This window comes from Vibrio sp. YQ_11, assembly GCF_043103065.1.
Lineage (GTDB): Bacteria > Pseudomonadota > Gammaproteobacteria > Enterobacterales > Vibrionaceae > Vibrio > Vibrio parahaemolyticus.
Genome location: NZ_JBICJM010000036.1, coordinates 55,456 through 82,321, shown reverse-complemented (window position 1 = coordinate 82,321; position 26,866 = coordinate 55,456). Strand labels below are relative to the sequence as shown.

The window sequence follows — 26,866 nt, the reverse complement described above, 5'->3', positions numbered from 1 at the left end:
AAGCGTTTGAGCTTACTGATGTAGACCTCAAACGCTTTGTTGTTATCGCGACTTATAATTGCCCTTTTCAATTCCGTGCTTTTTCATTCTCAAATACAGCTTTTTACGCGGTATTTGCAGATGGTTTGCCGCATCCGTAATTCGCCCGGAGTGCAAAAACAGCGCATCTTCTATGAGCTGCTTTTCAAAATCGTCCACCAAATCATCCAATGGAAGCTGAATCTCATTTTGTGAGTAGATGCGCTCTTTACCCGTTAGCTTAACAATTCCGATTGCGTATAACTCAGCGATGTTTCTTAGCTCACGGATGTTGCCCGGCCACGGATAGCCTCTCAGTAGCGCAAGATAGCTAGAGTCGACATTCGGCAATGTTTTGCCTAATTTCTTACAACTCAGTTTTAAGAAGTAATGAAATATCGTCACGATGTCGTCAGGGCGCTGACGCAATGGCGGTACGTGCACCACGCCTTGGTTGAGCAGATAGTACAGCTCCGGCAGCAATTGATTTTTGGTGATGTACGCTTCCGGTTCTGAGTCAAAAATCGTTACAACACGCAAATTCTTTTTCCCACAACGTTCTCGCGCCAATAACAATTGAGCCAGATGCCGTTGCCCCTCTTCAGGCAGTTCAGGTAAGTTCTCTAACACAAGTAAACACGACTGCTGTTTGTCGATAGCGTCATCAATACTATCCGTTGTTGTGGCTGCACTGAGCGCTAAAGAGCCATACTCCGTTTCTTCACTCTTAGACATCATGTCTTTAATTAACCCCGCGACGCTGTGACGCCCAGTGCCCGACTCACCATAAACCACCACGTGCGTGTCCAGTAACGCGTATTGGGCAACAAGCTTGCGGATCTGCTCCATATGCGCAGACTTACCAATTAATGAGCGCGAAATAGATTTCTCCGCCTGTAGCTGCAATTCCACCTGGCTGCTTCGAGTTTCAAGCTGCTGTTTTACTAGTGTTAAGAGCTCCGCAGGATTGATCGGTTTTTCTAAAAACTCACACGCGCCCTGCTTTACTGCATCAACCGCCATTGGAATATCCCCGTGCCCAGTGATCACAATGACAGGGATTCGCTCATCGACGTTTTTGATCATCCGAAGCAGTTCTAATCCATGCATTTGCGGCATGTACATATCGAGAATAACAACGCCCGCCCACTCTGGAGAGACATATTGCAGCGCTTGTGTTGGGTCGTTAATGGCTTTTGACTTGATTGATGATATGTTCATCAAGTACGAATAAGAGTCCAAAACATCCTGATCATCATCGACCAATAATACTGAATATGGGTTATTGCTCATTGGGTAACTCCAACACAACCATCGCACCTTTTTCTAATGAGGAAGCGAGGTAGATACTTCCTTTATGCTTTTCTATTAATGACTTACAAATATTCATCCCCAGCCCTAGACCAACTTCTTTTGTCGACACAAAAGGTTGAAAAATCCGCTGCACAATCTCTTCACCAAACCCAATGCCGTTGTCACTGATCGCAATCAGTGTGGTTTGGCTGGTTCGTTCCACCAGCGCCATTTGAATCCGTTTTTGTTCGTCCCTTGTACTTTCCATCAACGCATCACAACTGTTTACCAAGACGTTAATGAAGACCTGTTCTAGCGCCAACATATCGCCTTGCACTTTTACATCATCAGGTAACTGGTTTTCTATGATGATCTGTTGACGCTTCGCTCGCGTGTTTACAATGGTGGATGCTTGCTCCGCCACCTCATGAATACTTACAGACTTCACTTCTCTTTCACCTTCTGGCTTGCGAGCGAATTGGCGCAAACTGTTGATGATCTTACTCATCCGAGTCGCCAAACCTTCGATGTGGGTAATGGATTCACCAACCTTTTCTGGAGATTTCTGTTCGAGGAACATTCTCGCGCTGTATAAATACGTCGACATTGCGTTTAATGGCTGGTTAAGCTCATGCGCCAAACTGGTCATGGTTTGCCCTACAACCGCCATTTTTGCAGCTTGAATCAACTCATCTTGCGTCTTTTTGAGATTGTCTTCGGTGCGAATGCGCTCTTCGATTTCGTTTTCTAACTGCTGGTTTTTCAGTAGTAAATCTTGCGTTTTTTCTAACACTCGACTTTCCAAGGTACGCGTGGTCATTTCTTGATGAGTGACATCCGTAATGGTCATGATCAGTTTGTATTCAGCACCATGCGCGAAAGGACGAATATCAAAACGCACATACTTTGGTTTCTCGTCCCCAAGTGACAATGTCACATGAATTTTACCGAGTTCAATCCACAAATGAGAACCATCGAATACCTTTTTCAGTTGATCTCGACAGCTCTCTGGGAAGTACTCCCAAATCGGATAACTTTCGTTAACCTCACCAAGTTTCAACAACTTACGCGCGCTTAAGTTTGCTGATTCCACTACGCCATTGAGGTCACTGGTAATCAAACTCGCCGTGGTGTTGTTGATCAGACTCAAAGCGTTAGTCCGCTGAATTTCCTGTACCTTTTCACCATATTCGATGAGCTTTTCACTCAAGCGTCCGATCTCATCATTGCCGTCCACCACAACCGGATGGCTCAGGTCGTTTTTGATTATGGCATCAATACTGTCACCTAACCCTATCAAACGCGCCACAATGCGGCGGTTGATGAAGTAATACGTCAAGAACATGCTCGTCATGATCGACAAACTAAAGCAGACAATCAAAACGTGGTTGCCGTAAGACACACGCTCGGCGGTTTCACTCTTCACCTGTTTGAACGTTTGATCCGCAGTAGAAACCAGTTCACCGATTTGTTGATGAATGGCATCCATGCTGAGCGCGATTTGCTCTTGTATTTTCTGAATATCGCCGTTCAACGTCACTAATGACATCAATTGTTTATCGAACGCGCCTTCTGGACTCAACACAACCACAAGTTCTTGCAATAACTGTTTGTAAGCGATTGAGGTTGGCTGATTCATTAAGGTTGTGCTGCTTTCTTGCAGATCCATCAAGCGAAAGTGAATCACCTTCATCCCATTGTCGACCTGCTCCGGCATTGATGCGCCAGCAACATCAATCGCCATGTCGTACACCGCCGATTCAATATCGATGACCCGTTGCAAAGTACTCAATTGCACCAGCAAGTTTTGAATTTCTTTCGAATCGTTTACCCGCTCAATTTGCCAATGCACTTCTTGTCGAACCGGTTTGAGCTCAGAGCGAATATCTTGGTGAAGCCAGTTAATCTGCTCCATCAGTTGGTCGACGCGGCGAGTTTGATCGATGCGAGTTGAAATCATATCCACGTACTTTTCCAGTAGCGAGGCAAGGCCAGCTTCCGATTCGAGCAATTGATAAAACTCCGAGCTCATCTTATTGCTTTTCAGAACTGTCGAAATCGAAGCCAATTGCTCGTTGACCTGCATGGCTTGTTCAGTCAGCTGTACTTTGTTGTCTACCGCTTGCAGCGCTTCTACGCGGCGGTTAATTTCACTGGTTTTACTTTCGAGAAAATAGCTGGCGTTATATTTAGGCACGCTATCTTCCAACAAAAGGCGCACCTGATTATCCAAGCTGTTCCATGTCGCCCAAGCGACCAAACACACCACGGTGAGCAAGAGCGTGCTGCAAGCAAAAGCGGCAATTAAGCGGGCACCAATGGTTTTGTATTTCGGGTATAACACTACTTCTCTTTCCCTCGCCATTGAGCCAATTGCTTATTAACGTTGTCCAATTTTTCCGACATCGCACGCCCCAATTCATGGGAAAACTCTGCCAATAACGCTTGGTAGTGCGTCATGCCAACTTCGGAGTCTTTATCCATGGTCGACAGCTTTTGCGCAATTTCGGTTACTTGCGCTTTACTCAGTGGCAATTCAAACAGTTGTTTTTCAATGGCTTGTAGCGAACGTTGTTTCTCTGGTTTTCCGTCGGCTAGTCGATTCAATTTAATGAGCGAGAGCCAAGCATCTTGAAGCTCCGGAAGGCGCTTGGTGATCGCGGTATCAAAAATCAAGTTGATTAACGCTTCGCGTGGCATTACCTGTTCTAGGTCGAGAACGGGATTTTCTCCACCGTATCGAGCCGTATCGTCAAGCGCTGTTTTGGAGAAGGTGCTGCTTTCCATCTGCTCTTGTACTTCTTTCGAAAGCAAATGAGCAATAAAGGACTCTGCCAACTTATCACTCTTGCCCCGATTGATTTGTGCAATATAGGTAGGCATCAGCGTAAAGTCTTGGTCATAAGCAAAGCCAACGTAGTCGAACTTGCGTTGCGCAATCAGTGCGTAGCTGTCGATCGTCGGCCCAATACCAAACTTACCTTTGGCGATGTAATCCGCCACTCCAAAACTGCGAGAAGAGATCGTCGCGAGGTTCGCTCCCACATTGAGTAAAATCCGCCAGCCCTCTTGCCAACCATATTGACTAAGCACACTCTCGACCATCAATTGCGTGGTTCCAGAGCGGCTTGGCGTGCTCATGGTGACGTGACCAAAGTACAGCGGATTGGTCAGATCTTGAAAACGCTTCGGTTCTGGTAAATGGTTCGCGGCCAAATAATCTTTGTTCCAAACAATCCCGGCGCCGGAGTATCCAAACGCCACGACTTGATCGTTATTAGGTAATAGATAAGGCGACAACCATTTCGGCACTTGCACACGCGACGACATATCAGCCAAACGATGTTCATTAGACAGCTCTTGCATCAGAAACGGCGACGAGCTCAACACCAAGTCGATATCCTTCATGTAGCTTTTGCTGAGCAATTGCAGGCTTGATTGAGTGCGTCGGTGAACCACTCGGACTTCAGCATCAGGATAGTGCTGCGTAAAGTCATCCACCAAAGCAGTGATTGGTGCTTGAGAGAAGGTCGTGAGTATCACCAACTCTTTTTCTGCTGCCATTGTGAGTGGTGCATAAAGCGCCGCACCAAGAAGTAAACGACGCCCAAATTGCTTGAAATCAGCCATCAAATTAACCAAAAACCTTAAATAGTGTGCGGTAACTCAAATCTATGAAAGATTGTCAAAAAATCTTACAGAGTATGTTTGAGTCACTATTGACGCACTTCAACTAGAACTAAGCATATTCTATCAGTAACAAGTGTCAGCCTAACGTTCTAAATTCCCGTTTTTGACTCAACCTAAATATCAATATGGGTCAATTCTGTCTCAAATTCATGCCTTTGTACTGTGCAATCTGTCACTTCAAGATAGCCCTGCAACAAAACATTTGTGATTAAAACTTGGAGTGCAAGATGTTTAATTTCTTTAAAACACGCCCTGACCTCCCTCTTTCAGATGGCTCGAAAGAGGAAATGCAAGCGCGTTTCAAACGCTACCAATGGCATGTATTTTTAGGCTTGGTTTTCGGTTACGCCGTCTTCTACGTAGTTCGTATGAGTTTAGGTGTTGTTAAAAAACCAATGCTGGATGCAGGCATCGTAACCATCGAAGAACTCGGTATCATGGGTTCGGCTTTCTTCTTCACTTACGCTTTTGGTAAGTTCTCGAACGGCTTCCTTTCTGACTATGCCAACATTGGCCGATTTATGTCGTTCTCTCTACTACTGTCTGGTATCACCGCAGTATTCATGGGTTTGAACACCACGGCATTCTTCTTTGTTCTGCTTTGGGGTCTAAACGGCTGGTTCCAATCTGTTGGTTCAGCACCGTCTTGTGTGTCTCTGTTCCAATGGTTCTCACCAAAACAACGTGGTAGCCGTTACTCTATCTGGGGTGGCTCACGTAACATCGGTGAAGGTATCACTTGGATCCTAACGGCGTCTCTAGTGAGCTACTTCGGTTGGCGCGCAGGTTTCATCGGTGCGGGTATTGCAGCGATTGCAGCAGCGATTTGTATGTTCTTCATCCTAAAAGACCGTCCACAAACTTACGGTTTGCCAGATTCAGCAACAGCATTCGACGAAGAACCTGAGATCAAGAAAAAGAACGATCCGCAAGCAACTCGTCGCGCTCAAATGTTCATCCTGAAGCAACCAACCGTTTGGCTAATTGCAGCAGCGTGTGCAGCGATGTACATCTCTCGCTACGCGATGTCTTCTTGGGCAGTTCTTTACCTACAAGAAGCAAAAGGTTACTCACTGATTGACGCTGGCTTTGCAATGTCTACATACCCTATCGCGGGTCTAGCAGGTGCAATCCTATCAGGCATCATCTCTGACAAGGTGTTCAACTCTAACCGCCATATCCCGACTCTACTTTACGGATTGGCGAACATCGGTGGCATGTGCTTGATGTTCTTCGGCCCAGATAACCGCATCGTTGACGCAGTAGCACTCGGTATGATCGGTTTCGCTATCGGTGGTCTGGTTGTGTTCCTTGCAGGTCTAACTGCTTGTGACTTGATGCCTAAGAACGCAGTTGGCGCAGTGAAAGGCTTCATCGGTCTGTTCTCTTACATCGCCGCTTCTGGTCAAGAGTTAGCGTCAGCTTCTCTAATCAAAATCACAGAGGTTGATGGCGTAACTAAATACGACTTCTCTCAAGCGCAATATTTCTGGCTGGCTGCTGGTGTGATTTCTCTACTTCTTGCTCTAACAGTTTGGAATGCGAAGAAAGTGGTTGATATCGACCCAGTTGAAGAAAAAGAGCTAGAAGCTCGCCCTAGTCACTAATCCTGACTAAAGCGGGAGGCAACTCCCGCTTACTCCCCCAATGTCTTAAGTTCTTTTGCAAAGAGTGCTTACGAGATTGATAGAAAATCCCCCCCTATTTCTATTTTCCTTTTTAAGTGTCGATTGAGGTGACAAATGTGTAAAACCAAAATTGTGGCTACGCTAGGCCCAGCAAGTGAAAACCGCGAAACACTGACTAAATTGATTCGAGCAGGCGCGAACGTAGTCAGACTCAACTTTTCTCACGGAACGGCGCAAGAACATATTGCACGCGCGAATTTAGTTCGTGAAATTGCGGCTGAACTCGACACTTATGTTGGTGTGTTAGTCGATTTACAAGGCCCTAAGATTCGTATTTCTTGTTTCGAAAATGGCGCAGTTCTACTCAATCAAGGCGACGTATTCACCCTGAGCGGCACACTTGACGCACAATCTGGAACCCAAGAAATGGTTGGGCTTGATTACCCAGAGCTGATTCAAGACGTGAACGAAGGCGATATTCTGTTGCTAGATGATGGCCGCATTCAGCTAAAAGTAAGCCAAGTACACCGTGACGAGCAGTGGATTAAAACCACAGTATTGAACAGCGGTAAGTTGTCTAACCGTAAAGGCATTAACTTGTTAGGTGGCGGTCTTTCCGCTCCGGCTCTTACCGCGAAAGACATTCAAGACATCGACACCGCAGCTAAACTTCGAGCCGACTTCCTTGCCATTTCTTTCCCGCGCAATGCACAAGATATCGAATACGCTCGCAGCTTGGCGCAAAAAGCAGGTTGTCACGCCAAGATTGTCGCGAAGGTAGAACGCGCAGAAATAGTTGAAACCAAAGAAGCCATGGATGATGTCATTAAAGCATCAGACATCATTATGGTTGCTCGCGGCGATTTAGGCGTAGAGATTGGCGACGCACGACTGCCAATGGTGCAAAAATCATTGATCAATCGTTCTAAACATTGGGGTAAGCCAGTCATTACCGCGACCCAGATGTTGGAATCGATGATCGAGAATCCTCTCCCAACTCGCGCTGAAGTGTTAGACGTGGCAAACGCGATTATCGACGGAACAGACGCCGTGATGCTGTCGGCGGAATCGGCGGCGGGCAAATACCCAATCGAAGCGGTCGAAGCCATGGTTCGCATCGCACAAGGTGCAGAGCACGAGCTGGAATGCAACCATGACTGCTGGGATACTCTGCAACACTTATGTTCTAACCCAGGCAAAAGTTTCGCGCTTTCATCAATGATTTCGGCTTCTCGCGTTCATCAAGATCTTGGCGTTGCGATTTTAACCCAACATGGTGAAACGCCGCTGTTGATGTCTCGCTGCCAAAGTAAAACTAAGATTTGGGCTCTGAGCGACAACCCCGCTTTACTTGCACAAATTACCATTCTACGCGGTGTTGAACCTTTGTATTTCAAAGCAGCAGAAAGCCACGTTGATCTCGCGCCACAATTAGTGGAATGCTTACGTCAAAAGGCCAACGAAGCACATATTTCCTCCATTTTGATGACCCAACTCGACTCCATCGAAGGCATGGGTGAAATCAATGCGTGTCGCTTGCTGAGCTTGAATGTGTCTTCTCACATGAAGCCAGCGGAAGAAATCGCAGCTTAGGTTTACCTCCCCCTTATTCAAGCTCGACCTTGAATTTCTCCCCCATAACTTGCTCCACAGGGACTTGACCTGCCAAATGGCAGGTCCTTTTTATTACGCACGATATAACCAACCATTCGCTGACTCTTGGAATATGAGCGTTAACTTAATGAAATCGCATTCACAACTTGTTATTGTAGAGCGATTGTTATCCCTAAAAGCGTGCCCCTTTGAAAGAGAACACTCCCGTCGTCGAATTTAGCAACGTAAACAAGTGGTATGGCGATTACCACGCTCTAAAAGATATCAACTTCTCCGTACATTCTGGCGAGATCGTCGTTGTGTGTGGCCCTTCTGGTTCAGGAAAATCAACGCTCATTCGTTGCATCAACCATCTTGAATCGATTCAAGAAGGTCAACTTCATGTGTTTGACCAGCCTTCTCATGCAAAATCTCTCAAGCCCGGTAAAATCGGCATGGTGTTCCAGCACTTCCACCTTTTTCCTCATTTGACTGTACTGGAAAACCTTACCTTAGCGCCGATTCGCACACTCAAATTGTCAAAACAAGAAGCTGAAAAACGCGCACGACATTACCTCAAGCGAGTCAATATTGAAGAGCAAGCGAGTAAGTATCCCATCCAGCTTTCCGGCGGTCAGCAGCAGCGCGTCGCGATTGCCCGTTCCTTATGTATGGAACCGGACTTACTCCTTTTTGACGAACCGACTTCGGCGCTTGACCCGGAAATGATCAACGAAGTGTTGGATGTCATGGTTGAACTGGCACAAAGCGGAATGACGATGATTTGCGTCACGCACGAAATGGGATTTGCCAAAAAAGTAGCGAACCGCGTGGTATTTATGGATGAAGGCCAAATCGTGGAAATGAACTCACCGATCGCCTTATTTGAAACACCACAGCATCCACGAACCCAAGCATTTTTGAACCAAATTTTAAGTTACTGATGATAGTTCGCGTAATCAAACCCGTCCTTCAAGCTTTGCTGCAAATGATGCTCCTCTTCATCGCGATTGTGTGGGTGTTGGACTCTGGTGCCGATGCTATGGGCTATCAATGGCAATGGGAACGCGTACCTGATTACATCGCTTTTTATGAAGATGGCGAATGGTGGCCAGCAGAACTTATCGATGGGCTATTGGTCACGCTTAACATCTCGACTATTAGTCTATTCTTCACCTTAGTGTTGGGGTTGGTCACCGCGTTACTAAGGCTTAGTGATTCGAAAGTCGGCAATGTTATTGGCACCACTTATGTCGAGGTAATACGTAACACGCCGTTGTTGGTGCAAATCTATTTACTCTACTTCGTGTTTGGCCCCGTGATTGGTTTGGACCGATTCAACACCGCCGTTTTGGCATTGTCCCTTTTCCAAGGTGCCTACACTGCGGAAATATTCCGCGCAGGTTTAAACAGTATTCCTAAAGGGCAATTCGAAGCAGCACAAACACTCGGGTTATCACCGTTTTACACTTACAAAGACGTGATTTTGCCTCAGGTTTTACAGCGCACATTACCGCCATTGACCAATGAAGTGGTTTCTTTGATCAAAAACTCTTCCATTGTAAGCGTGATGGCGATTTTTGATTTAACAACACAGGCACGCAACATCGTCTCTGAGACGGCGATGCCGTTCGAAATTTGGTTTACCGTGGCAGCAATTTATCTTGCTCTCACTCTATCACTTTCTGGCTTGTCTGCATGGCTAGAACACAAACTCGGAGCCAGTTGGCGCAAATTATAAGGAGATAACATGAAGTTATTCAAAGCGACCATTACTGCATTATTAGGGCTAGCCATCGCTATGCCTACTATCGCGAAAGAAGACGTTCCCACTCCCAATGTAGATCAAATCAAAGAACGAGGCACTTTGCGCGTTGGTATGTCAACATTTGTACCTTGGGCAATGCGCAACAAGCAAGGTGAGTTAATCGGTTTTGAAATCGATGTGGCCAAACGCTTAGCACAAGATTCAGGTTTGAAAGTGGAATTTGTACCGACTGCATGGGATGGCATTATTCCCGCACTACTGGCGAAAAAGTTCGACGTGATTATCGGTGGCATGTCGGTCACGCCTGAGCGTTCCAAAAGCGTGTTGTTTACCGAGCCCTACTCGCACTCTGGAGTTCAAGTGGCAGCGAACAAAGAGCTTGCTTCAGGTTTTAGCGAATTCTCCGATTTTGACTCACGACGCGTAAAAATTGCGGCTCGTCGCGGCGCATTCACCGTTCAAGTAGCCAGAGAAACCTTCCCGAAAGCGAAGATTCTGCAATTTGATGACGACGCGCAAGCGTTCCAAGAGGTACTGAATGGTAACGCCCATGCGGTTATTGCTTCTAGCCCAAAACCAGAACATGAGACAGTGAAACACAGCGACAAGCTATTCCTTCCATTCTCTGAGCGACTATCAAAAGGTAACGAAGCCTTTGCGGTTCGCTTAGGGGAGGAAGATAAAAAAGCCTTTTTCAATAAATGGATTGAAGAAAGAACCCAAGATGGATGGTTAAAACAGCGTTATGAATACTGGTTCTCGACATTAGATTGGCAAGACCAAGTCTCGCAAGGCCAGTAATCTAAATGGCTCGTGGTCTTCGCGAGCCTATACTTTTGAATCATCTATTTTACTTTTCCATCATCTATCGGAGTTAAATTTTTGGGCGAACAAACCACCACTCGCACAGCACCCACCAAGGCCAACACAGGTTCCTTTCTAGTTCGGTTCAACACGCTCGATTGGGTACTGCTTATTATCTGCGGTATTGGTGGTGTTTGGCTGTACCATCGTTCCAGCGTTGGTGTGCATTATTTGTGGCAGTGGAAAGAGGCATTTGAACTACTTTTCACACCAAGATCCGACGGTGGTTTGCCCTACTTCTTCCAAGGTTTGATTTCGACGTTAAGGCTCAGTATTTGGGGCATCAGTTTCGCATTAGTGCTTGGCACTTTGTTGGGCTTAGCGCGTTTCTCTCGCTCCGTTTGGTTGCGCACACCTGCCAACGCGTTTATTCAGTTGGTAAGAAACATCCCACCGTTGGTTTTTGTTTTTATTTTCTACTTTTTCATTTCTAACCAATTGATCCCGTTACTCGGTTTAGAAGATCTTCTACGAAACTACAACGGTGAACCAAACGCGCTACAAAGCTTTCTTTTTGGACCTTCTAACCTTTGGGAAAATCTTGCCTCTGGCGTGTTATGCGTCGGCTTACTCTCTTCTGCCTACATAGCAGAAGTTGTGCGCGCAGGTTTACAAAGTATCGACCAAGGTCAGTGGGAAGCGGCGGATTCATTGGGCTTGTCTCGATGGGTGAAGTACCGATTCGTTATCGCGCCACAGGTGCTTAAAGCAATAACACCTGCACTTGCCGGTCAAACCATCTCTTTGGTGAAAGACACCTCCATCGTTTCGCTAATTTCTATACAAGAAATGACTTTCGTTGGGACAGAGATGGCAAACTCATCAGGATATATCTTTGAAATTTGGCTGATTGTTGGCTTTTCTTACTTCTTGATTTGTTTCGGTCTGTCACTCATTTTTCGATATATTGAGAAAAAATCGGAATCTATTTCAAATTAACTCAATAGCACATGCAATTAGACACATTTGATTCTTCAAATTGGAACTGCATCCTGTTACATTGACTCAATGCTAAATTCTCGGCGTTTTTCATGGAGTTAAAGAAACAGTCTGACTACGAACAGTACATAAGACAGGACGGTCTTGGGGAATATTACGTAGTCATCAACCAATTCACTTTTCACAGTGTTTATCAGCCGATTTTTGATAAGCACCAACGCGTTATTGGAATGGAAGCCCTCCTTCGTATTCATGGCGCAGACGGCGTTCAAATTCGCCCAGACATTTTTCTCTCCAACGCAAGTATCGACCCTTACTTTCGCTTATGTGTTGAATTTTTATCCCGAGCCATGCACATCAGAAACTTCGCTCGTCACTTTGCCGGAACGCCGATTAAGCTCTTTCTCAATGTTATGCCTCAAACTCTACTCACGCTCACCAAAGACATGGGCTTTAAAGACAACGGCTTGCTTTACAAACGTCTTGCCGATTTGGGTATGACCCCGTCTGATGTGGTGTTTGAGGTTGTAGAAGAATCCTGTGGTGATACTGATTTACTGATCAAAGCCGTACAGTTAATGAGAGCGAATGGCTTTATCTTTGCCATCGATGATTTTGGCGCGCAACATTCCGACATTGCCCGAGTTCAGCAGCTTTGTCCTGACATAATTAAAATTGATCGCTCTTATCTACTCGATTATTGCGCTGGTGATACCTTTTCCATTCGAAGTGCGGTAGATCTAGCGGCAAACATGGGGGCCAAAGTGATTATCGAAGGGGTTGAAGAGAACAACCAGCTGCAAGCCATGCGTCAACTGGAACTCGATTATTATCAAGGGTTTTATCTCGGTAAACCAAGTGCAATTCATCACTGGACAGAATACGCAACCTGCCAATGCACGGTGCATTAAGCTTATCTCGTCATGCCGCATAAGCCACACAAACTATCCCAACAAAAAAGCGCCGAACACATGTCGGTGCTTTTGGTATGTATGGGTTTGAACGCTAAGATTCAATCGCTTATATGATTCTATCGCTTAGAAGAAGTCGATAGAGTTACGTCCACTCTTCGGGTCACGCGTTGCTTGTGGTTTGTCTTCTTTCTTGCCTTTCTTAGCAGATTGAGACAGCGCTTCTTTTTGTGCTTTGCGCTCTTTATGTGCCGCTTTACGACCCGTTGATTTAGGTCCTGTGCCTTTCGCTTTAGGCGGCTTGCTTTGGCGAGACTTCTCTTTACGAGTAGATTGCGTTTCTTTCTTCGCTTTCTTTTCCGCTTTTTGTTCTGCCGTTTCTGGTTCTGTCACTGGCGCGTCACAAACCACCACATAGTATTCTTGGTTAAACTCAAAAAAGTCACCATCATACATTTTGCGTCGTTTACGTGTTTCTAGCTCGCCATTCACCGCAACATAACCTTCTTCGATGATATGTTTTGCTTCGCCACCACCACTGACCAAGTTTGCGATTTTAAAAAGCTTATACAGTTCGATAGGATGCGCATCAACATCAATGCCGATCGCTTCGATTTCAATCTCGTCGCCTTCTAAATACTCTTCGTGGTCGTAATCTTGGGTCATGTTATTTACTCTTCATATTTGATGCTCTGAAGTTTAAACGCAATACCCCAAAATAGAAACCTCAGCCAATGCTCTATCGCAGGTTCTTTGTGGCTTTTGAGCACGTCTTGACCGATTTAACTGACCATTCGCAAGCTGTTACGTCAATGCCAACTTCAAACGAGACTGCAATTCCATAATCCGAAGGTATATACTCTCCAGGTTATTGTTAAAAAGAGCGAATACTTTGTCTCGACCAAGCAGAATTACCTTCGTTACGGCTAACTTGTTTAATTTTGTCGCACCGCCGAACGCCTACTACGACTTCGAGAATATTTATTCCCAAGAGCAGTGGCGAGACAAACTTGCTTGGACGCAAAACCAATTAGAAAAGCTCGAACCGGACATTATCGGTCTGCAAGAGGTGTTCAGTATCGAAGAGACCCGCGCGTACTTTTTGTCACTTGGCTTTCCGTATTTCGCTACGGTCGATACCCCAAAAATAGAAGACGAGTATATTTATTCTCGCCCCGTCGTCGCGATTGCGTCTCGCTTTCCTATTGAGGATGTAAAACGCGTAGAGTTCGATTCAAACTCACTCACGCCATTTGGGGTAAATGAAGCACCCGATTTCAGTCGCAAGCCGATTTATGCGCAAGTCGTTCACCCAGTCCTTGGTCACATTGCCATATATGTCACTCACCTCAAATCTCAACGCCCTGCGGATACCGAAACGCCAGAACCATCAAGTCGCGTAATGGCTCGTTGGTTGTCTACACAGCAACGCGGTTGGGAAGCGGCCATGTTGCGAGACGCGATGCAGGCACAATATCGAGCACATCCGATACCGACCGTGTTAATGGGTGATATGAACCAGCCCATCTCAAAAGAAAGCGTTAATAACGTACTTACCGAAACATTTAGTGACAGCGTCACCGAATTACAACTAAAGGATGGTTGGAATCTGCAAACGGGTTCGTCTCTTGAGGTGCGCCCAGCGACTCACTACCACTTTTCTACGGGGAACGTGCTGGATTACATCCTGCTTTCTCAAGAGTTTGATACACATTCGGATGTATCGGTAGCGGAAGTGATTGATTATCAAGTGTTAGAACAACACTTGATTAACCCATCCTATGAGAAAGATAAAAACGCCAGCGATCACGCGTTTGTGTCGCTGACGGTCGAAGTGAAATTGTAAGTGCCGAGACTATTGTCGTTTGACAATTTTGCGAGGAATAAGCTCCACACCTGGCTTGTAGCGTTTGGCCGAGGCATTCAGTGCCAACTCCATCGCACTATCAGCAATCAACTCAAATTGCTGAGGCAGAGAGTTGATTTTCACTGGTAAGAAGTCCAGCAGTCGATTATCACCAAATGTCGCCAGACGAACTTGACTCATGAGCTCTGGCTTTTCAAGCATCACGTCTAGGACGCCTTCAAGCAACGTGTAGGAAGTCGTCACGATCGCATCAGGCAAACTGTCTGCTTGAACCCATTTATCCAGTACCTTTTTTCCCTCCTCACGAGAGAAGTGCAAACCGTAACCGACGGTCATTGCCGTATCGTCTTTTTGGCAGGCAGACCGAAAACCCAGTTCGCGCTCTTTCGACACTTGCAGATCTTGCAACGCACCAATCAAACCAATGGTTTTTATCTCTGGTGTCAGTACCGATTCCGTAAGCTCAAAAGCAGCATCAAAATCTTCACTGATAATGCAACAAAAATGCTCATCATCCATTGGACGGTCAAGTGCTATAACCGGAGTGCCCGAGTTTTGTAACTTGAGATAATACTCATTAGCCGATGGCATACCACTTGCGACAAATAGCGCGTCAATTCGGCGGCTGATTAGCGCTTCAGCAACCTTTTTCTCCGTTTCCGGATCATCATCTGAGCAGCCAATTAGAATTTGATAGCCCGCCTTACGCGAGTTTTGTTCAATCAGTTTTGCAAGGCGTGCGTAACTGGTGTTCTCCAAGTCTGGGATGATAAGTCCAAACGAACGCGAGTTACCGGCACGCAACGAAGAAGCGGCATGATCCGGCTTGTAATTGTACTCGTCGACAACCGCCATCACTTTCTTTTGCGTCTTTTCGCTGATGCGGTATTTCTGCGCTTTTCCGTTAATTACATAGCTTGCAGTTGTCTTTGAAACCCCTGCCAATTTGGCTATTTCATCCAGTGTCATATTCTCAACCCTATTCTGTGCGCGCGATCATATTAATACATCAACGATCTTACGATAAGTTGAATTATAAGCTGAACCGATTCAGTATAAAAGCTGAAAGGATTCAGCAAAATCTAAAAATTGACGAAAATCACCAAAATCCGGCAATGCAGTAAGTCTTCGTCTAGGCTTTAAGCAATACAGCTCAAGGGGTGTTTAGCGTCAGATTTTTAAAACATTTTGCTAAGTCTTTTAAAAAATTTGCCACGTAGCTGAATCGATTCAGTATCGAAAGGATATTTAGCTAAGACACAACAAAACTAGAGCAAGACTGAATACATTTTTAATTTGATTGGTACGAATACCTTAAGGCTGGAGAAGCACCATGCTTAAGCTAAACAAGAACGACATTACCCTCTCGCAATCAGCGACAGATAAGTTTGCAGCAATCAAGAATATTGCGCAAAGCCTGACAGACAAAGGCCTTGTTGAACAAGGTTATGTGGAAGGCATGCTAAATCGTGAAAACCAAAACTCAACGTTTTTAGGTAACGGCATCGCGATCCCTCACGGCACAACCGACACTCGCTCGATGGTAAAAACCACTGGCGTCGCTGTTCACCACTTTCCTGAAGGTGTGGATTGGGGTGACGGAAACAAAGTCTTCGTTGCGATTGGTATCGCGGCAAAATCAGACGAGCACTTAGGCATTCTGAAGCAACTGACCAAAGTGCTAGGTGCTGATGGCGTGGAAGAGCGTCTTCGCGATGCAAAAAGCGAAGAAGACATCATTGCCCTACTTCATGGTGATGTTCAACTTGAAGCGGACTTCGATGCGTCTCTTATCCAACTGCTTTTCCCTGCAAGCGATATGGTACAGATGAGCGCTGTGGCTGGTGGCCTCTTGAAAAACACTGGCTGTGCTGGCGCTGAATTTGTTGCTGATCTCGTGACAAAAGCACCGACTCATCTTGGCAACGGTTTATGGCTAGTTGGTAGCGATAAGCACGTTTCTCGCACCGGTGTGTCTTTTGTCTCGACGGCCAACGATTGCGAATACGAAGGCCAAAAAGTGCGTGCTTTGGTTGCGTTTGCTGCTTGTAACAACGCTCACCAATCAATTCTGAACAACTTGTCTAAAATCGTTTTCAACAACGAACACAATAAGCTGTTAGATGCCTCTGCAGAACAGATTCTCGCGCTATTCAAAGGCGAAGAAGTGGCTGCGCCAGCCGAAGATGGCAACGTAGCAGTCTTTAAGATCAAAAACGCACATGGCCTTCACGCTCGCCCGGGTGCGATGTTGGTTGCAGAAGCGAAGAAATTCGAATCAAACATTCGCGTGGCAAACCTAGATGGTGATGGTAAAGCAGTAAATGCGAAAAGCCTGATGAAAGTGATTGCCCTTGGTGTGAAACACGGTCACCAATTGCAGTTCTCTGCTGAAGGCTCAGACGCGGCTCAAGCGCTGGAGTCTATCGGCAACGCGATTGCTTCTGGCCTAGGTGAAGGTTAAGGGGCACGCAAATGACAGCATTAAAAACAAACAAAGTTGTGACCATCACGCTGAACCCTGCGCTTGATCTAACAGGCTCGCTCGACGCGCTAAAGGTAGGTTCAGTCAGCCTTGTTGCACAAAGTAGCCTTCACGCGGCAGGCAAAGGCGTTAACGTTGCAAAAGTGCTGAGCGACCTTGGCGCCGACGTTACGGTGACCGGCTTTTTGGGTAAAGACAACCCAGAGCTGTTCCATCAACTTTTCACCGAAATTGGCGTAAAAAACGAGTTTGTTGAAGTTGAAGGCGCAACACGCATCAACGTAAAACTGGCAGAAGCCGACGGCCAAGTGAGTGACATCAACTTTCCTGGCGTTCAAGTAACGGCAGAAGAAATTGCTCGTTTTGAAGAGACCCTGTTCCGCCTTGCAGACACTCACGACTACTTCGTTCTAGCTGGCAGCTTACCGGGCGGTATAACCGCTGAGCAATGCGCAGCATGGATTGAAAAACTGCATCAACAAGGCAAAAAAGTATTGTTCGACAGCAGCAAAGCCGCTCTACGTGCAGGTATTGATGCTCATCCGTGGCTTATTAAACCAAATGATGAAGAGCTGAGTGACTTTGTCGGTGAGCACCTAGAAACGCCAGAACAGTGCCAAGTGGCAGCACAAACCCTCAGCAACAAAGGCATCGAGAATATTGTTGTGTCGATGGGCGCTGACGGTGTGATGTGGCTAAACCAAGGCGAGTGGCTACGCGCACAACCGCCACGCATGAATGTGGTGAGCACAGTTGGTGCGGGCGACACACTGGTGGCAGGCTTATGCTGGGGTCACATGCAAGTGATGCCGAAACACGATTTATTGCGCTTCGCGACAGCGCTTTCTGCTTTAGCAGTTAGCCAAGTTGGCGTGGGGCTAACCAGTCAAGAAGAACTGGAAAACATTAAGCTGCAAACACAAGTCAGCGAGCTTTACCCTAATACGAACTTAGACAAAAACTAAGGAACAGAAGGTTATCAGTATGAATATTGCCATTATTACTGCCTGCCCTAGTGGTGTTGCTAATAGCATCCTTGCGGCGGGTCTATTAGAACAAGCGGCCGCTAAACTTGGTTGGGAAGCCAAGATTGAATGCCAATCCAGTGTTATTGCTCCAACGCCGCTGACAGACGCTGACATTGAACAAGCTGACGCGATCGTAATCGCGGCGAACACCACCGTTGATACTTCTCGTTTCGTAGGTAAAAAAGTCTACCAAGCAGAAATCAGCGCGGTGGCAAAAGATGCTACCGCATTCTTAACGACCGCAGTCGAAAGTGCAGCAACACTTGAACAAGCAACCACAGTTGAAGCGCCTGTCGAAAGTGCTTCTGCAACCAAGAAAATCGTCGCTATTACGGCATGCCCTACTGGTGTTGCACATACCTTCATGGCAGCAGAAGCTTTAGAAGAAGAAGGCAAACGCCGTGGTCACCAAATTAAGGTGGAAACTCGTGGCTCTGTTGGCGCGAAGAACCAACTAACTGACCAAGAAATCGCAGATGCGGACTTGGTTATCATTGCCGCGGACATCGAAGTGCCACTTGATCGCTTCAACGGCAAAAAAATGTACCGTACAAAGACTGGCCCAGCTCTGAAGAAAACCGCTGAAGAGATGGACAAAGCGTTCGAACAAGCAACGATTTACCAACATTCAGGCGCTGCAAGTTCTGCTTCGGCAACAGACGAGAAGAAAGGCGCATACAAACACCTAATGACGGGGGTTTCGCACATGCTTCCTGTCGTCGTTGCAGGTGGTTTGATCATCGCCCTATCGTTCGTATTCGGTATTGAAGCGTTTAAAGAAGAAGGCACATTGGCCGCCGCACTCATGACCATCGGCGGCGGCTCTGCGTTTGCACTGATGATCCCTGTGCTTGCTGGTTACATTGCCTTCTCAATTGCTGACCGTCCGGGTCTGGCTCCGGGTCTTGTTGGTGGTATGTTGGCAAGCTCTACTGGCGCTGGTTTCCTTGGTGGTATCGCGGCTGGTTTCATCGCAGGTTACGCAGCGAAGCTCTTAGCAGATAAAGTAAAACTTCCTCAATCAATGGAAGCATTGAAACCGATTCTGATCATCCCGTTTGTTGCGACGCTATTTACGGGCCTTGTGATGATCTACATCGTTGGTGGTCCGGTTTCTGGCATCATGAATGGTCTGACTGACTTCCTAAACAACATGGGTTCAGACAGCGCCATTCTACTTGGTATTATCCTTGGCGCAATGATGTGCTTCGACTTGGGTGGCCCAGTAAACAAAGCAGCTTACGCATTCGGTGTAGGTCTATTGGCTTCTCAAACTTACGCACCAATGGCCGCAATCATGGCGGCAGGTATGGTGCCGGCGCTAGGTATGGGTCTGGCCACTTTCCTTGCGAAGAACAAGTTTGAACCAAACGAGCGTGAAGCGGGCAAAGCATCATTCGTGTTAGGTTTGTGCTTTATCTCTGAAGGTGCAATCCCATTCGCAGCGAAAGACCCAATGCGTGTAATCCCATCTTGTATGGCTGGTGGCGCTCTAACAGGTGCTCTATCTATGCTATTCGGCGCGAAACTGATGGCACCTCACGGCGGTCTATTTGTACTGCTTATCCCTAACGCTATTTCTCCAGTCTTGATGTACTTGGTAGCAATTGCTGCAGGTACGGCGGTAACAGGCTTTACCTATGCATTCCTAAAAAACAAAGCGGATGCAAAACAAGAAGTTGCTGCATAAGCAAAACTTAAGCGATTAACACTTAAGCAATTAACAATGCCACCCTCGATTTGGCATTCAGCACCTCCCTTAAATTCCGGTTAAGGGAGGTGTTTTTTATTTCCCCCTCTTCTGACAAAACCATACATTTCGATACTTAACCTTTATTTTTTGACTCGTTATGCTGCACGCATGAGAGGTGCGACTTATTTGCTTAACTAACGCTTCGGTGACTTGTGTTTTTTCAAGTAGCCGATGAAAAATCCCAAAAGCAGATAAAGCCTCTTATGTTTCACTTCGTTTTAATCAAAATAATAAAGTTAATTACACATGAAAAAAGCTGTCCTTTTGTTAGCTGCTGTTTCAGCATTCGCGCAAGCAAATCAAACTGATGTCGAGAAAAAAGACGTATCAGGCTTTTACCTTGGTGGTGGTATCGGGGTTACAACTGTCTATGACGACAGTGTTTGGCCGTATGCGGTTAATCTGGATTCTAACGACTCCACATACAAACTGTTTGGCGGTTACCAGTTCAACCGTATCGTCGCAATCGAAGCGCAATACACACGCTACGGTGATATTTTTGACAAGTTTGAAGATGCACCACGCACAATGGTAAAACCTGAAAACATCGCTCTAATGGCGAACCTAGGTTACACCTTTGACAGTGGCTGGCGTCCGTTTGCGACGGTTGGCCTTGGTCGTACCGAACTTGATTTTGGCTCTTCGTCAAAAGCAGAAACGTCATTCCGTGCAGGTGTTGGTGGCGAATACTCACCTAAAGCGATCGAGAATCTGAATTTCCGCATCGCTTATGAAGTAGACACATTTGTAATTGACGAAACTTACGATGACTTAACCATCATGCTCGGCTCACTTTACGCTGGTGTTTCTTACAAGTTCTAAAACGAAAAAAGCCCTGAGGAAATCCCTCAGGGCTAGGCAGGAAGCTGACTTAGATAAGTCAGGAGTCCTTATGCAGTGGTCGGTTTAATCCTAAATAGAATCGCAAACATTACTGGTACAACAATCAATGTTAGTACCGTTGCAAAACCAAGACCTGCCATAATCGTAATCGCCATTGAGCCAAAGAAGGCGTCAAACACGAGTGGAATCATACCTAGAATCGTTGTCAGCGCCGCCATGCTTACTGGACGCACACGGCTGATCGCGCTATCTACAATCGCAAGATACGGATCTTTGCCAGACTCTAATTCCAAGTTAATTTGATCAAGTAACACAATGCCGTTTTTCAAAATCATCCCGCTCAAGCTAAGCAATCCAAGGAATGCAGTGAAGCTGAATGGCATGTTAGTTGTCAGTAGACCGAACGCCACACCAATAATGGAAAGCGGAACCGTAAACCAAATCACCAACGGTTTTTTGATTGAGTTAAACAGTAAAATGGTGATGATGAACATCAGCAAGTAGCCCATTGGCAGAGAACCAAATAGCCCTTCTTGCGCATCTTTCGATGATTCGTATTCCCCACCCCAAGTAATTTCGTACCCTTCAGGGATGTGTAAAGCCATCACTTTTGGTTGTACACGAGCAAACAAACTTGCCGCCGTATCATCACTCAATACATCGTGGTCAGCCAACACCGTTAAGGTACGTTTTCTGTCTCGGCGTTGGATCAGAGGCTCACTCCAATCTAGTTCGACACCATCAATGATTTGATCGACAGGAATGTACGTTTGTAATGACGGGCTCCAAATCTTCACGTTTTGTAGCGATTCAAAGTCCACACGCTCCGCTTCAGGTAGACGCATCATAATAGGTAACGTATGAGTTCCGTCACGCAGAACACCAAACGTGCTGCCGCCAAACGCCATTTGCAGCGTACTTGATAGATCTTCTTTCGAAATACCAAGGCGACGCGCTTTAGATTCGTTGAAGACGGGCACAAGTTCTTTCGTTCTTTCACGCCAATCGTGGCGAATGTTTCTCGCACCTGGATCCGTGTGAAGAATGTCTTCCACCTGAACCGCTAGCTCTCGCAACACTTTCGGATCTGGGCCAGTAATACGCGCTTCAATTTTAGACGCTGGAGACGGGCCAAATTCCATCAGTTTGAACTGGAATGTAGGCTCATCGAACGTCTTAGCTAAATTGTCATCCAGCTTGTGAAGCAGCTTGAACATATTGTCACGGTCAGTTGTTCGCACTTGGAACTGAGCGTAAGCCTCGTAGCTTTTCTCCGGTTGGTACGTCAATGCAAAACGTTGTAGACCTTGGCCAATCGAAACCGAGACAAAATCGATGTCATCTTGCTGACGAATATAGCTTTCTACTGTTTCCGCTTGCTTAATGGTCTGACGGATATCTGTACCTTCTGGCATCCACATATCAACGTAGAACATCGGCGTATTCGAAGGTGGGAAGAATTGCTGCTTCACATTGCCAAACGCAATAACGGCACCCACTAACAACGCCACCATCGCAGCGACCGTCATCCAACGAAAACGTAACGAGAACTTAAGCAATGCGCCAAATACAACGAACAACCAACCTTTGTAAGGGTCTTCGTCTTCACCGTTCGTGTCTTTCTCTTCTTCTTTTAGAAGCAGGTCTGCTAAGAAAGGCGTGAGTGTAATTGCCGTAACCCAGCTCAAGAACAATGAAAAACACAACACCCAGAAGAGTGAGCCCATGAATTCGCCAGTTGCGTCTTGAGATAAGCCGATTGGTGCAAACGCGGTAATTGCGATTACTGTCGCGCCAAGTAAAGGCCATTGTGTTTGTTTCACAATATCAACGGCAGCTTGAACCTTTGTGCGCCCTTTCTTCAGGCCAACCAGAATACCTTCAACCACAACAATCGCGTTGTCCACCAACATACCCAATGCGATGATCAACGCACCGAGCGAAATTCGATGAAGTTCTATGTTGTTGTAATTCATCAAGATGAACGTACCAAACACCGTCAACAGAAGAACCACACCAATGATCACGCCACTACGTAAGCCCATAGTGAACAACAGCACAATAATTACGATGGCTACCGCCTCAGCTAAGCTGATCACAAACGCTTTTACAGAATCATCGACCTCTTGCGCTTGGTTGTAGAAATAGCTCATGTCCAAACCCGCAGGTTTGATGGACTCTAAACTGCTTAACTCAGCGTTAAGGCGCTCACCTACTTCTACTACGTTAACGCCAGACGCAAACGAAATACCGATGTTGATTGCTTTCTTGCCGTTAAACAAAATCATGTTGCCCGGCTTTTCTTGAATACTTCGGGTGATCGTCGCAACGTCTTTTAAGCGAATCAAATTACCCGTATCACGACCGTGAATGATCAGGTTTTCTAACGCTTGAACTGTATTCAGCGTACCGCTAGGACGAATGACGAGGCTTTCACCATTCACCATAACTTCGCCAGCCGAAACCACGTTATTCTGTTGGTTAAGCAAACCAGAAACAACGTTCATGTCGAGATTCAGAGACGCAAGGCGGTCAAGCGAGATTTCAACGAACAACATCTCTTGCTGATCACCAGCAATGTCTACTTTGCCCACGCCATCAACCAGTTCGATTTCGCGTCGTAGGTGGTCGGCATAGCGTTTGAGCTCGACATAGTCGTAATCGTCGCCCGTCAGCATCAACATCACACCATACACGTCACCGAAGTCATCAATAATCTGCAGAGATTGAACACCTTGCGGTAAAGTTGGTTGCAGATCATTGATTTTACGGCGCATTTCGTCCCAAATCTGTGGCAGTTCGTCTGGGCCGTAATCCATCTTCATACTGACCATGATCTGCGACATACCATTCGAAGAGGTCGACGTGATTCGATCAATGTACGGCAGTTTACGAATCTCTTTCTCAAGCGGATACGTTAATTCTTCTTCCACTTCTTTGGAGGTCGCCCCAGGATAAGTCGCGACAATCATCGCGTCCTTAATCGTAAACGCAGGGTCTTCTAATCGACCAAGCTCTAGGAATGAAGTCACCCCACCGATAGCAAGAATAACAATGAACAACCAACTGATGACTTTGTTCTTAATGGAATACTCAGCAATGTTCATTATTGTTCCTTCTCCACAACATCCACATGCTTACCTTCGCGTAATTTACGCAGGTTTGAATTAACCAACACATCACCTTGAGTGATTCCCGATGAGACAATCGCCCCTTCACCGTTAACTTGTGAAATCGCCACAGGCACTTTAGTGACAGCGTCACCGTTCATTTTCCAAACAAAGAACTCATTGTCATCGTTGCCTGCTTGAAGTGCCGTCATTGGGATGTTGTAACCATCGATAGAAGTGATACCGGCTTTGATCATGTCGACCATCACGCTCACACTGGTGCCCGGAAGAATCTCTTGCTCTGGTTGAGGCATGGTTAAGTACATCTCATAAGTCTGTGTTTCTGAGTTTGGCTCGCTAGTGTGCTCTAAATAATCCAGCGCATACGTTGTTGGAATACCTGAGAACGTCGCACGCGGCTTATAACTCATGTTTTGTGCGGTTGGGTTCACCATCGCTAACACGTTGTCAGACAATTCGATGCGCACATAAACCACATCGTTTTGATACAAGTTCAGTACAGGTTCGCCAATCGCCACGCGCTCAAAACGCTCTTTGAAAACGTCTGAGACTTTTCCTGCAAACGGGGCAAATAAACGCGTATAGTTCAACTGGTTGGTGGCGTTATAGAAGTTTGCCTCTGCCAGTTCCTTGTTTGCGGTCAGCTCATCCAATTCTGCTTTGGATATCATTTGGCGGCCGTGCAGTTCTTCACCTCGTTTAAGCTGGCGAATCGCAAGCGTGTATTGCGCTTCAGCATCATTTACCGCTTGCTTTTCTTTACTGTCATCCAGCTTGGCGATCATTTGTCCTTCTTTCACTACGTCACCAGCTTTCACTAGTACGTGTTGAATTTCACCGGCGCGACGAAATGCCATGGGTGTTTGTTCAGCAGGAACAACTAGCCCTTTAAACTCTCGATATTGGCTTTTCACTGGCGCGTCAACTGAAATGGTCGAAACATACAACGGTTGTTCGGCTACGTTTTGGCTATCACTTTGACAACCAGTAAGAACGGCAAAGGCGATGGCCGATACTGCGAATAGAGAATGCTTCATTAAATGCCTTCCTCACGAATCCAAGCTTTCACCACTTGCCCTTCGACTAATCGTTCTACGCCAGCAATAACCACGTAGTCGTTGTTGTCCAAACCTGACTCAATCGCGCCACTTTCATTTAGTGACAGTGTCACTTTATTCACTTGTTGCGTTGAGCTATCCATCACCCAAACTTCACCTTGGCTCTCTTGCTTGTTTACCCAAGCCGATGTCGGCAACGTCATGGCGTTAGACTTGTTTTGCTTAGCAATGTGTACTTGTCCTGTCATCCCAGTGAGCAAGTTGCGATCAGTTGGCCGAGTGATCGTCACAATCGCTTCATAGCTGTTGGTATCGATGTTTGGCTGCGTTGAGATTTCTTTGAACTTACCCGGAATACGTTTGCTTGGTTCGCTGTCCATCGTTACCCACATCTCTGCGTTTTTTAGTGCAGACAGAGAGACAGACTCCGCGTAACTAACGGGCAAAGTGAAAGAAACATCCAGCGTGGTGTTATCAATCAAATTGAGGATTTCTTGCTTTTCACCTACCACTTGATACGGCTTCACGTAGGTGTACGACACCACACCGTCAAATGGCGCTTGAATTTTGGTGTAACTCAAATCGGTTTTCGCTTGTTCAAAACTTGCCAACGCTGCTTTGTATTGCGTTTCTTTTTGATCGTAGCTATCGGTGCTGATGAGTTTTTTGCTGTACAGACTTCTTGCTCGTTCCCACTGAGTTTTCGCCAGTGCATATTGGGCTTGCGCCGCGTCTAAAGCCAATTGCAGATCTTTCGGGTCTAGTGTGGCGAGCACTTCACCCTTTTCTACCCCTTGTCCCATTCTTACCAGTAGCTTTTCAACTTCCCCACCAACTTGAAAAGACAACTGCGCTCGATACGTTGCATCAATACGCGCAAGAAAAGCGTCAGAGTCGTCAACCGTAAGATCTTTAACAGCAAGTAATTTAACGGGTTTGATTAAAGGCTCTGCCGGTTCTGATATGGCTTTATTACACCCTGTCAGCAACATAGAGAGACTTAACGTCACCACAGCGCCAATCAAAGTGTGCTTTATAGTTTGTTTTCGCACTGGCTTCTCCATAGACTTAAAATTTACTACACAGTCGTGCAGTATAGGCAGAATTGAATATTGATCAACATATTTTCCACATGGATAGCAAATTAATTAGTCAAAGCGTTCGGTTTCTGGTAAAAGTAGGCACGTTGATTAATATTCGGGAAAAATCGAACTATGAATGTAAGAAAGCAAGGCCGACGTAGCGCTGAAGCCGCAGAACAAACTAAGTGTCTGATCCTTAAGGTCGCTGCAGATATGTTTTGTGAGCTGGGTTACGAGCGAGTCTCGCTAAGAAACATCAGCGAAAAGGCGGGTGTATCACATAGTTTGATTCGTCATCACTTCGGCAGCAAAGAGAAAATCTGGCAAGCAGTGAGTGACGCGATGGATGAGTTCCTGCAAAATTATATGGCAGGCCTAATCAACGAAATGCCTGAGAACACCCCATCAAATCGCAAGATTTACCTGTTTATGGTTCGCATGTTGGCGTTTGCACTCGTGAACCCTCATCCAGTACAAATGATTGCTGACTCAATCCGACAAGATGATAACGCGCTGTTTGACTACTTCCTAAAGTCAAAAGACGAGTTTGCCGAGATTTTCACGAGCATTTTCGCGCAGTACAACAGTGAGTTCCCAGAAGCACAATTCGATCAGTGGGAATCAAAATGGCAGATGTTGCTCTTTGCACACGGCGCAGTCAGCCTTGCTCCAATGATGCAAGAAACATGGCCAGATATCGCAGACAATCGTGAACAACTGCTGATCAAACACTGGGAATTGTTTAATACGATCATGGCGACGCAATTCAGAATCGCGAAAGAAGATATGATCCACCCTAGCAAGCTTGAAGACATCGTTATCGACATGTGTTGTACCATCGATGAAGCGGTAAACTAAAAAGCCAATAAGCGAAAATAAGACATAAAAAATGCCGAGCTATTCAGCTCGGCATTT

At 46.2% G+C, this 26,866-nt stretch carries 21 protein-coding genes; 13 read left to right on the top strand and 8 right to left on the bottom strand.

What is annotated here, in order from left to right; genetic code table 11:
- Positions 1-42: 42 nt before the first annotated feature.
- The 3 genes from ACF8EG_RS14855 to ACF8EG_RS14845 are packed head-to-tail and all read right to left on the bottom strand — an operon-like array spanning position 43 to position 4,941.
- Positions 43-1,311, bottom strand: a complete 1,269-nt coding sequence (locus ACF8EG_RS14855) for a sigma-54 dependent transcriptional regulator (protein WP_020842091.1) — start codon at positions 1,309-1,311, stop codon at positions 43-45.
- Positions 1,301-3,655 (bottom strand): ATP-binding protein, encoded by a 2,355-nt coding sequence (locus ACF8EG_RS14850; protein WP_175423227.1) that lies wholly within the window; start codon positions 3,653-3,655, stop codon positions 1,301-1,303. The genes ACF8EG_RS14855 and ACF8EG_RS14850 overlap by 11 nt, the downstream gene beginning before the upstream one ends.
- Positions 3,655-4,941 (bottom strand): ABC transporter substrate-binding protein, encoded by a 1,287-nt coding sequence (locus ACF8EG_RS14845; RefSeq protein WP_029830181.1) that lies wholly within the window; start codon positions 4,939-4,941, stop codon positions 3,655-3,657. Before ACF8EG_RS14845 ends, ACF8EG_RS14850 begins: the two co-directional genes overlap by 1 nt.
- 287 nt (positions 4,942-5,228) lie before the next feature.
- Here ACF8EG_RS14845 and ACF8EG_RS14840 point away from each other — a divergent pair, with 287 nt between their 5' ends.
- The 7 genes from ACF8EG_RS14840 (at position 5,229) to ACF8EG_RS14810 (ending at position 12,704) form a co-directional block, all read left to right on the top strand.
- Positions 5,229-6,608, top strand: a complete 1,380-nt coding sequence (locus tag ACF8EG_RS14840; RefSeq protein ID WP_005397635.1) for an MFS transporter — start codon at positions 5,229-5,231, stop codon at positions 6,606-6,608.
- Positions 6,609-6,743: 135 nt separating this feature from the next.
- Positions 6,744-8,222, top strand: a complete 1,479-nt coding sequence (gene pyk / locus ACF8EG_RS14835; RefSeq protein WP_069507106.1) for a pyruvate kinase — start codon at positions 6,744-6,746, stop codon at positions 8,220-8,222.
- Positions 8,223-8,431: 209 nt separating this feature from the next.
- Positions 8,432-9,166: an amino acid ABC transporter ATP-binding protein gene (locus tag ACF8EG_RS14830; RefSeq protein ID WP_020835258.1), complete on the top strand. Its 735-nt coding sequence runs from the start codon at positions 8,432-8,434 to the stop codon at positions 9,164-9,166.
- A complete protein-coding gene (locus ACF8EG_RS14825) occupies positions 9,166-9,963 on the top strand; it encodes an amino acid ABC transporter permease (protein ID WP_017447591.1) in 798 nt (265 codons plus the stop codon). The genes ACF8EG_RS14830 and ACF8EG_RS14825 overlap by 1 nt, the downstream gene beginning before the upstream one ends.
- Positions 9,964-9,972: 9 nt before the next feature.
- Entirely contained in the window at positions 9,973-10,791 is an 819-nt protein-coding gene (locus ACF8EG_RS14820) for a transporter substrate-binding domain-containing protein (RefSeq protein WP_069507105.1), read from the top strand.
- Between the two features lie 81 nt (positions 10,792-10,872).
- Entirely contained in the window at positions 10,873-11,793 is a 921-nt protein-coding gene (locus ACF8EG_RS14815) for an amino acid ABC transporter permease (protein WP_021454506.1), read from the top strand.
- A gap of 92 nt (positions 11,794-11,885) precedes the next feature.
- The gene (locus tag ACF8EG_RS14810; RefSeq protein ID WP_005454118.1) at positions 11,886-12,704 is read left to right on the top strand and encodes an EAL domain-containing protein; all 819 of its coding nucleotides are present in this window, start codon (positions 11,886-11,888) and stop codon (positions 12,702-12,704) included.
- Positions 12,705-12,830: 126 nt separating this feature from the next.
- Here ACF8EG_RS14810 and ACF8EG_RS14805 read toward each other — a convergent pair whose 3' ends face one another.
- Complete coding sequence (locus ACF8EG_RS14805) at positions 12,831-13,370, bottom strand: RNA-binding S4 domain-containing protein (protein ID WP_025613590.1); 540 nt, start codon at positions 13,368-13,370, stop codon at positions 12,831-12,833.
- A gap of 226 nt (positions 13,371-13,596) precedes the next feature.
- Here ACF8EG_RS14805 and ACF8EG_RS14800 point away from each other — a divergent pair, with 226 nt between their 5' ends.
- The gene (locus tag ACF8EG_RS14800) at positions 13,597-14,550 is read left to right on the top strand and encodes an endonuclease/exonuclease/phosphatase family protein (protein ID WP_023624549.1); all 954 of its coding nucleotides are present in this window, start codon (positions 13,597-13,599) and stop codon (positions 14,548-14,550) included.
- 9 nt (positions 14,551-14,559) lie between these two features.
- On the opposite strand, the gene cra is transcribed toward ACF8EG_RS14800, so the two are convergent.
- On the bottom strand, positions 14,560-15,540 hold the full coding sequence (gene cra / locus ACF8EG_RS14795; RefSeq protein WP_069492619.1) for a catabolite repressor/activator: 981 nt from the start codon (positions 15,538-15,540) through the stop codon (positions 14,560-14,562).
- Between the two features lie 364 nt (positions 15,541-15,904).
- Between cra and fruB the strand changes: the two genes are divergently transcribed.
- The 4 genes from fruB to ACF8EG_RS14775 all read left to right on the top strand — a co-directional run bounded on the left by fruB (position 15,905) and on the right by ACF8EG_RS14775 (position 20,659).
- Complete coding sequence (gene fruB / locus ACF8EG_RS14790; protein WP_069507103.1) at positions 15,905-17,035, top strand: fused PTS fructose transporter subunit IIA/HPr protein; 1,131 nt, start codon at positions 15,905-15,907, stop codon at positions 17,033-17,035.
- Between the two features lie 11 nt (positions 17,036-17,046).
- Entirely contained in the window at positions 17,047-18,021 is a 975-nt protein-coding gene (gene pfkB, locus ACF8EG_RS14785) for a 1-phosphofructokinase (protein ID WP_392419512.1), read from the top strand.
- A gap of 19 nt (positions 18,022-18,040) precedes the next feature.
- The gene (gene fruA, locus ACF8EG_RS14780; protein WP_025545774.1) at positions 18,041-19,774 is read left to right on the top strand and encodes a PTS fructose transporter subunit IIBC; all 1,734 of its coding nucleotides are present in this window, start codon (positions 18,041-18,043) and stop codon (positions 19,772-19,774) included.
- Positions 19,775-20,083: 309 nt separating this feature from the next.
- Positions 20,084-20,659 carry a porin family protein gene (locus ACF8EG_RS14775; protein ID WP_005454197.1) on the top strand — a complete coding sequence of 192 codons (576 nt, stop codon included), beginning with the start codon at positions 20,084-20,086 and terminating at the stop codon, positions 20,657-20,659.
- A gap of 68 nt (positions 20,660-20,727) precedes the next feature.
- On the opposite strand, the gene vmeV is transcribed toward ACF8EG_RS14775, so the two are convergent.
- Genes vmeV through vmeT form a run of 3 tightly spaced genes read right to left on the bottom strand, consistent with a single transcriptional unit; the run spans position 20,728 to position 25,933 of the window.
- Positions 20,728-23,787 (bottom strand): multidrug efflux RND transporter permease subunit VmeV, encoded by a 3,060-nt coding sequence (vmeV, locus tag ACF8EG_RS14770; RefSeq protein ID WP_024702929.1) that lies wholly within the window; start codon positions 23,785-23,787, stop codon positions 20,728-20,730.
- A complete protein-coding gene (gene vmeU, locus ACF8EG_RS14765) occupies positions 23,787-24,848 on the bottom strand; it encodes a multidrug efflux RND transporter periplasmic adaptor subunit VmeU (protein ID WP_069507099.1) in 1,062 nt (353 codons plus the stop codon). The genes vmeV and vmeU overlap by 1 nt, the downstream gene beginning before the upstream one ends.
- The gene (gene vmeT / locus ACF8EG_RS14760; protein ID WP_079858969.1) at positions 24,848-25,933 is read right to left on the bottom strand and encodes a multidrug efflux RND transporter periplasmic adaptor subunit VmeT; all 1,086 of its coding nucleotides are present in this window, start codon (positions 25,931-25,933) and stop codon (positions 24,848-24,850) included. Before vmeT ends, vmeU begins: the two co-directional genes overlap by 1 nt.
- A 150-nt stretch (positions 25,934-26,083) precedes the next feature.
- On the opposite strand from vmeT, the gene vdeR reads away from it, so the two are divergent.
- Positions 26,084-26,809 (top strand): efflux transporter transcriptional repressor VdeR, encoded by a 726-nt coding sequence (vdeR, locus tag ACF8EG_RS14755; protein WP_069507096.1) that lies wholly within the window; start codon positions 26,084-26,086, stop codon positions 26,807-26,809.
- Positions 26,810-26,866 lie beyond the last annotated feature (57 nt).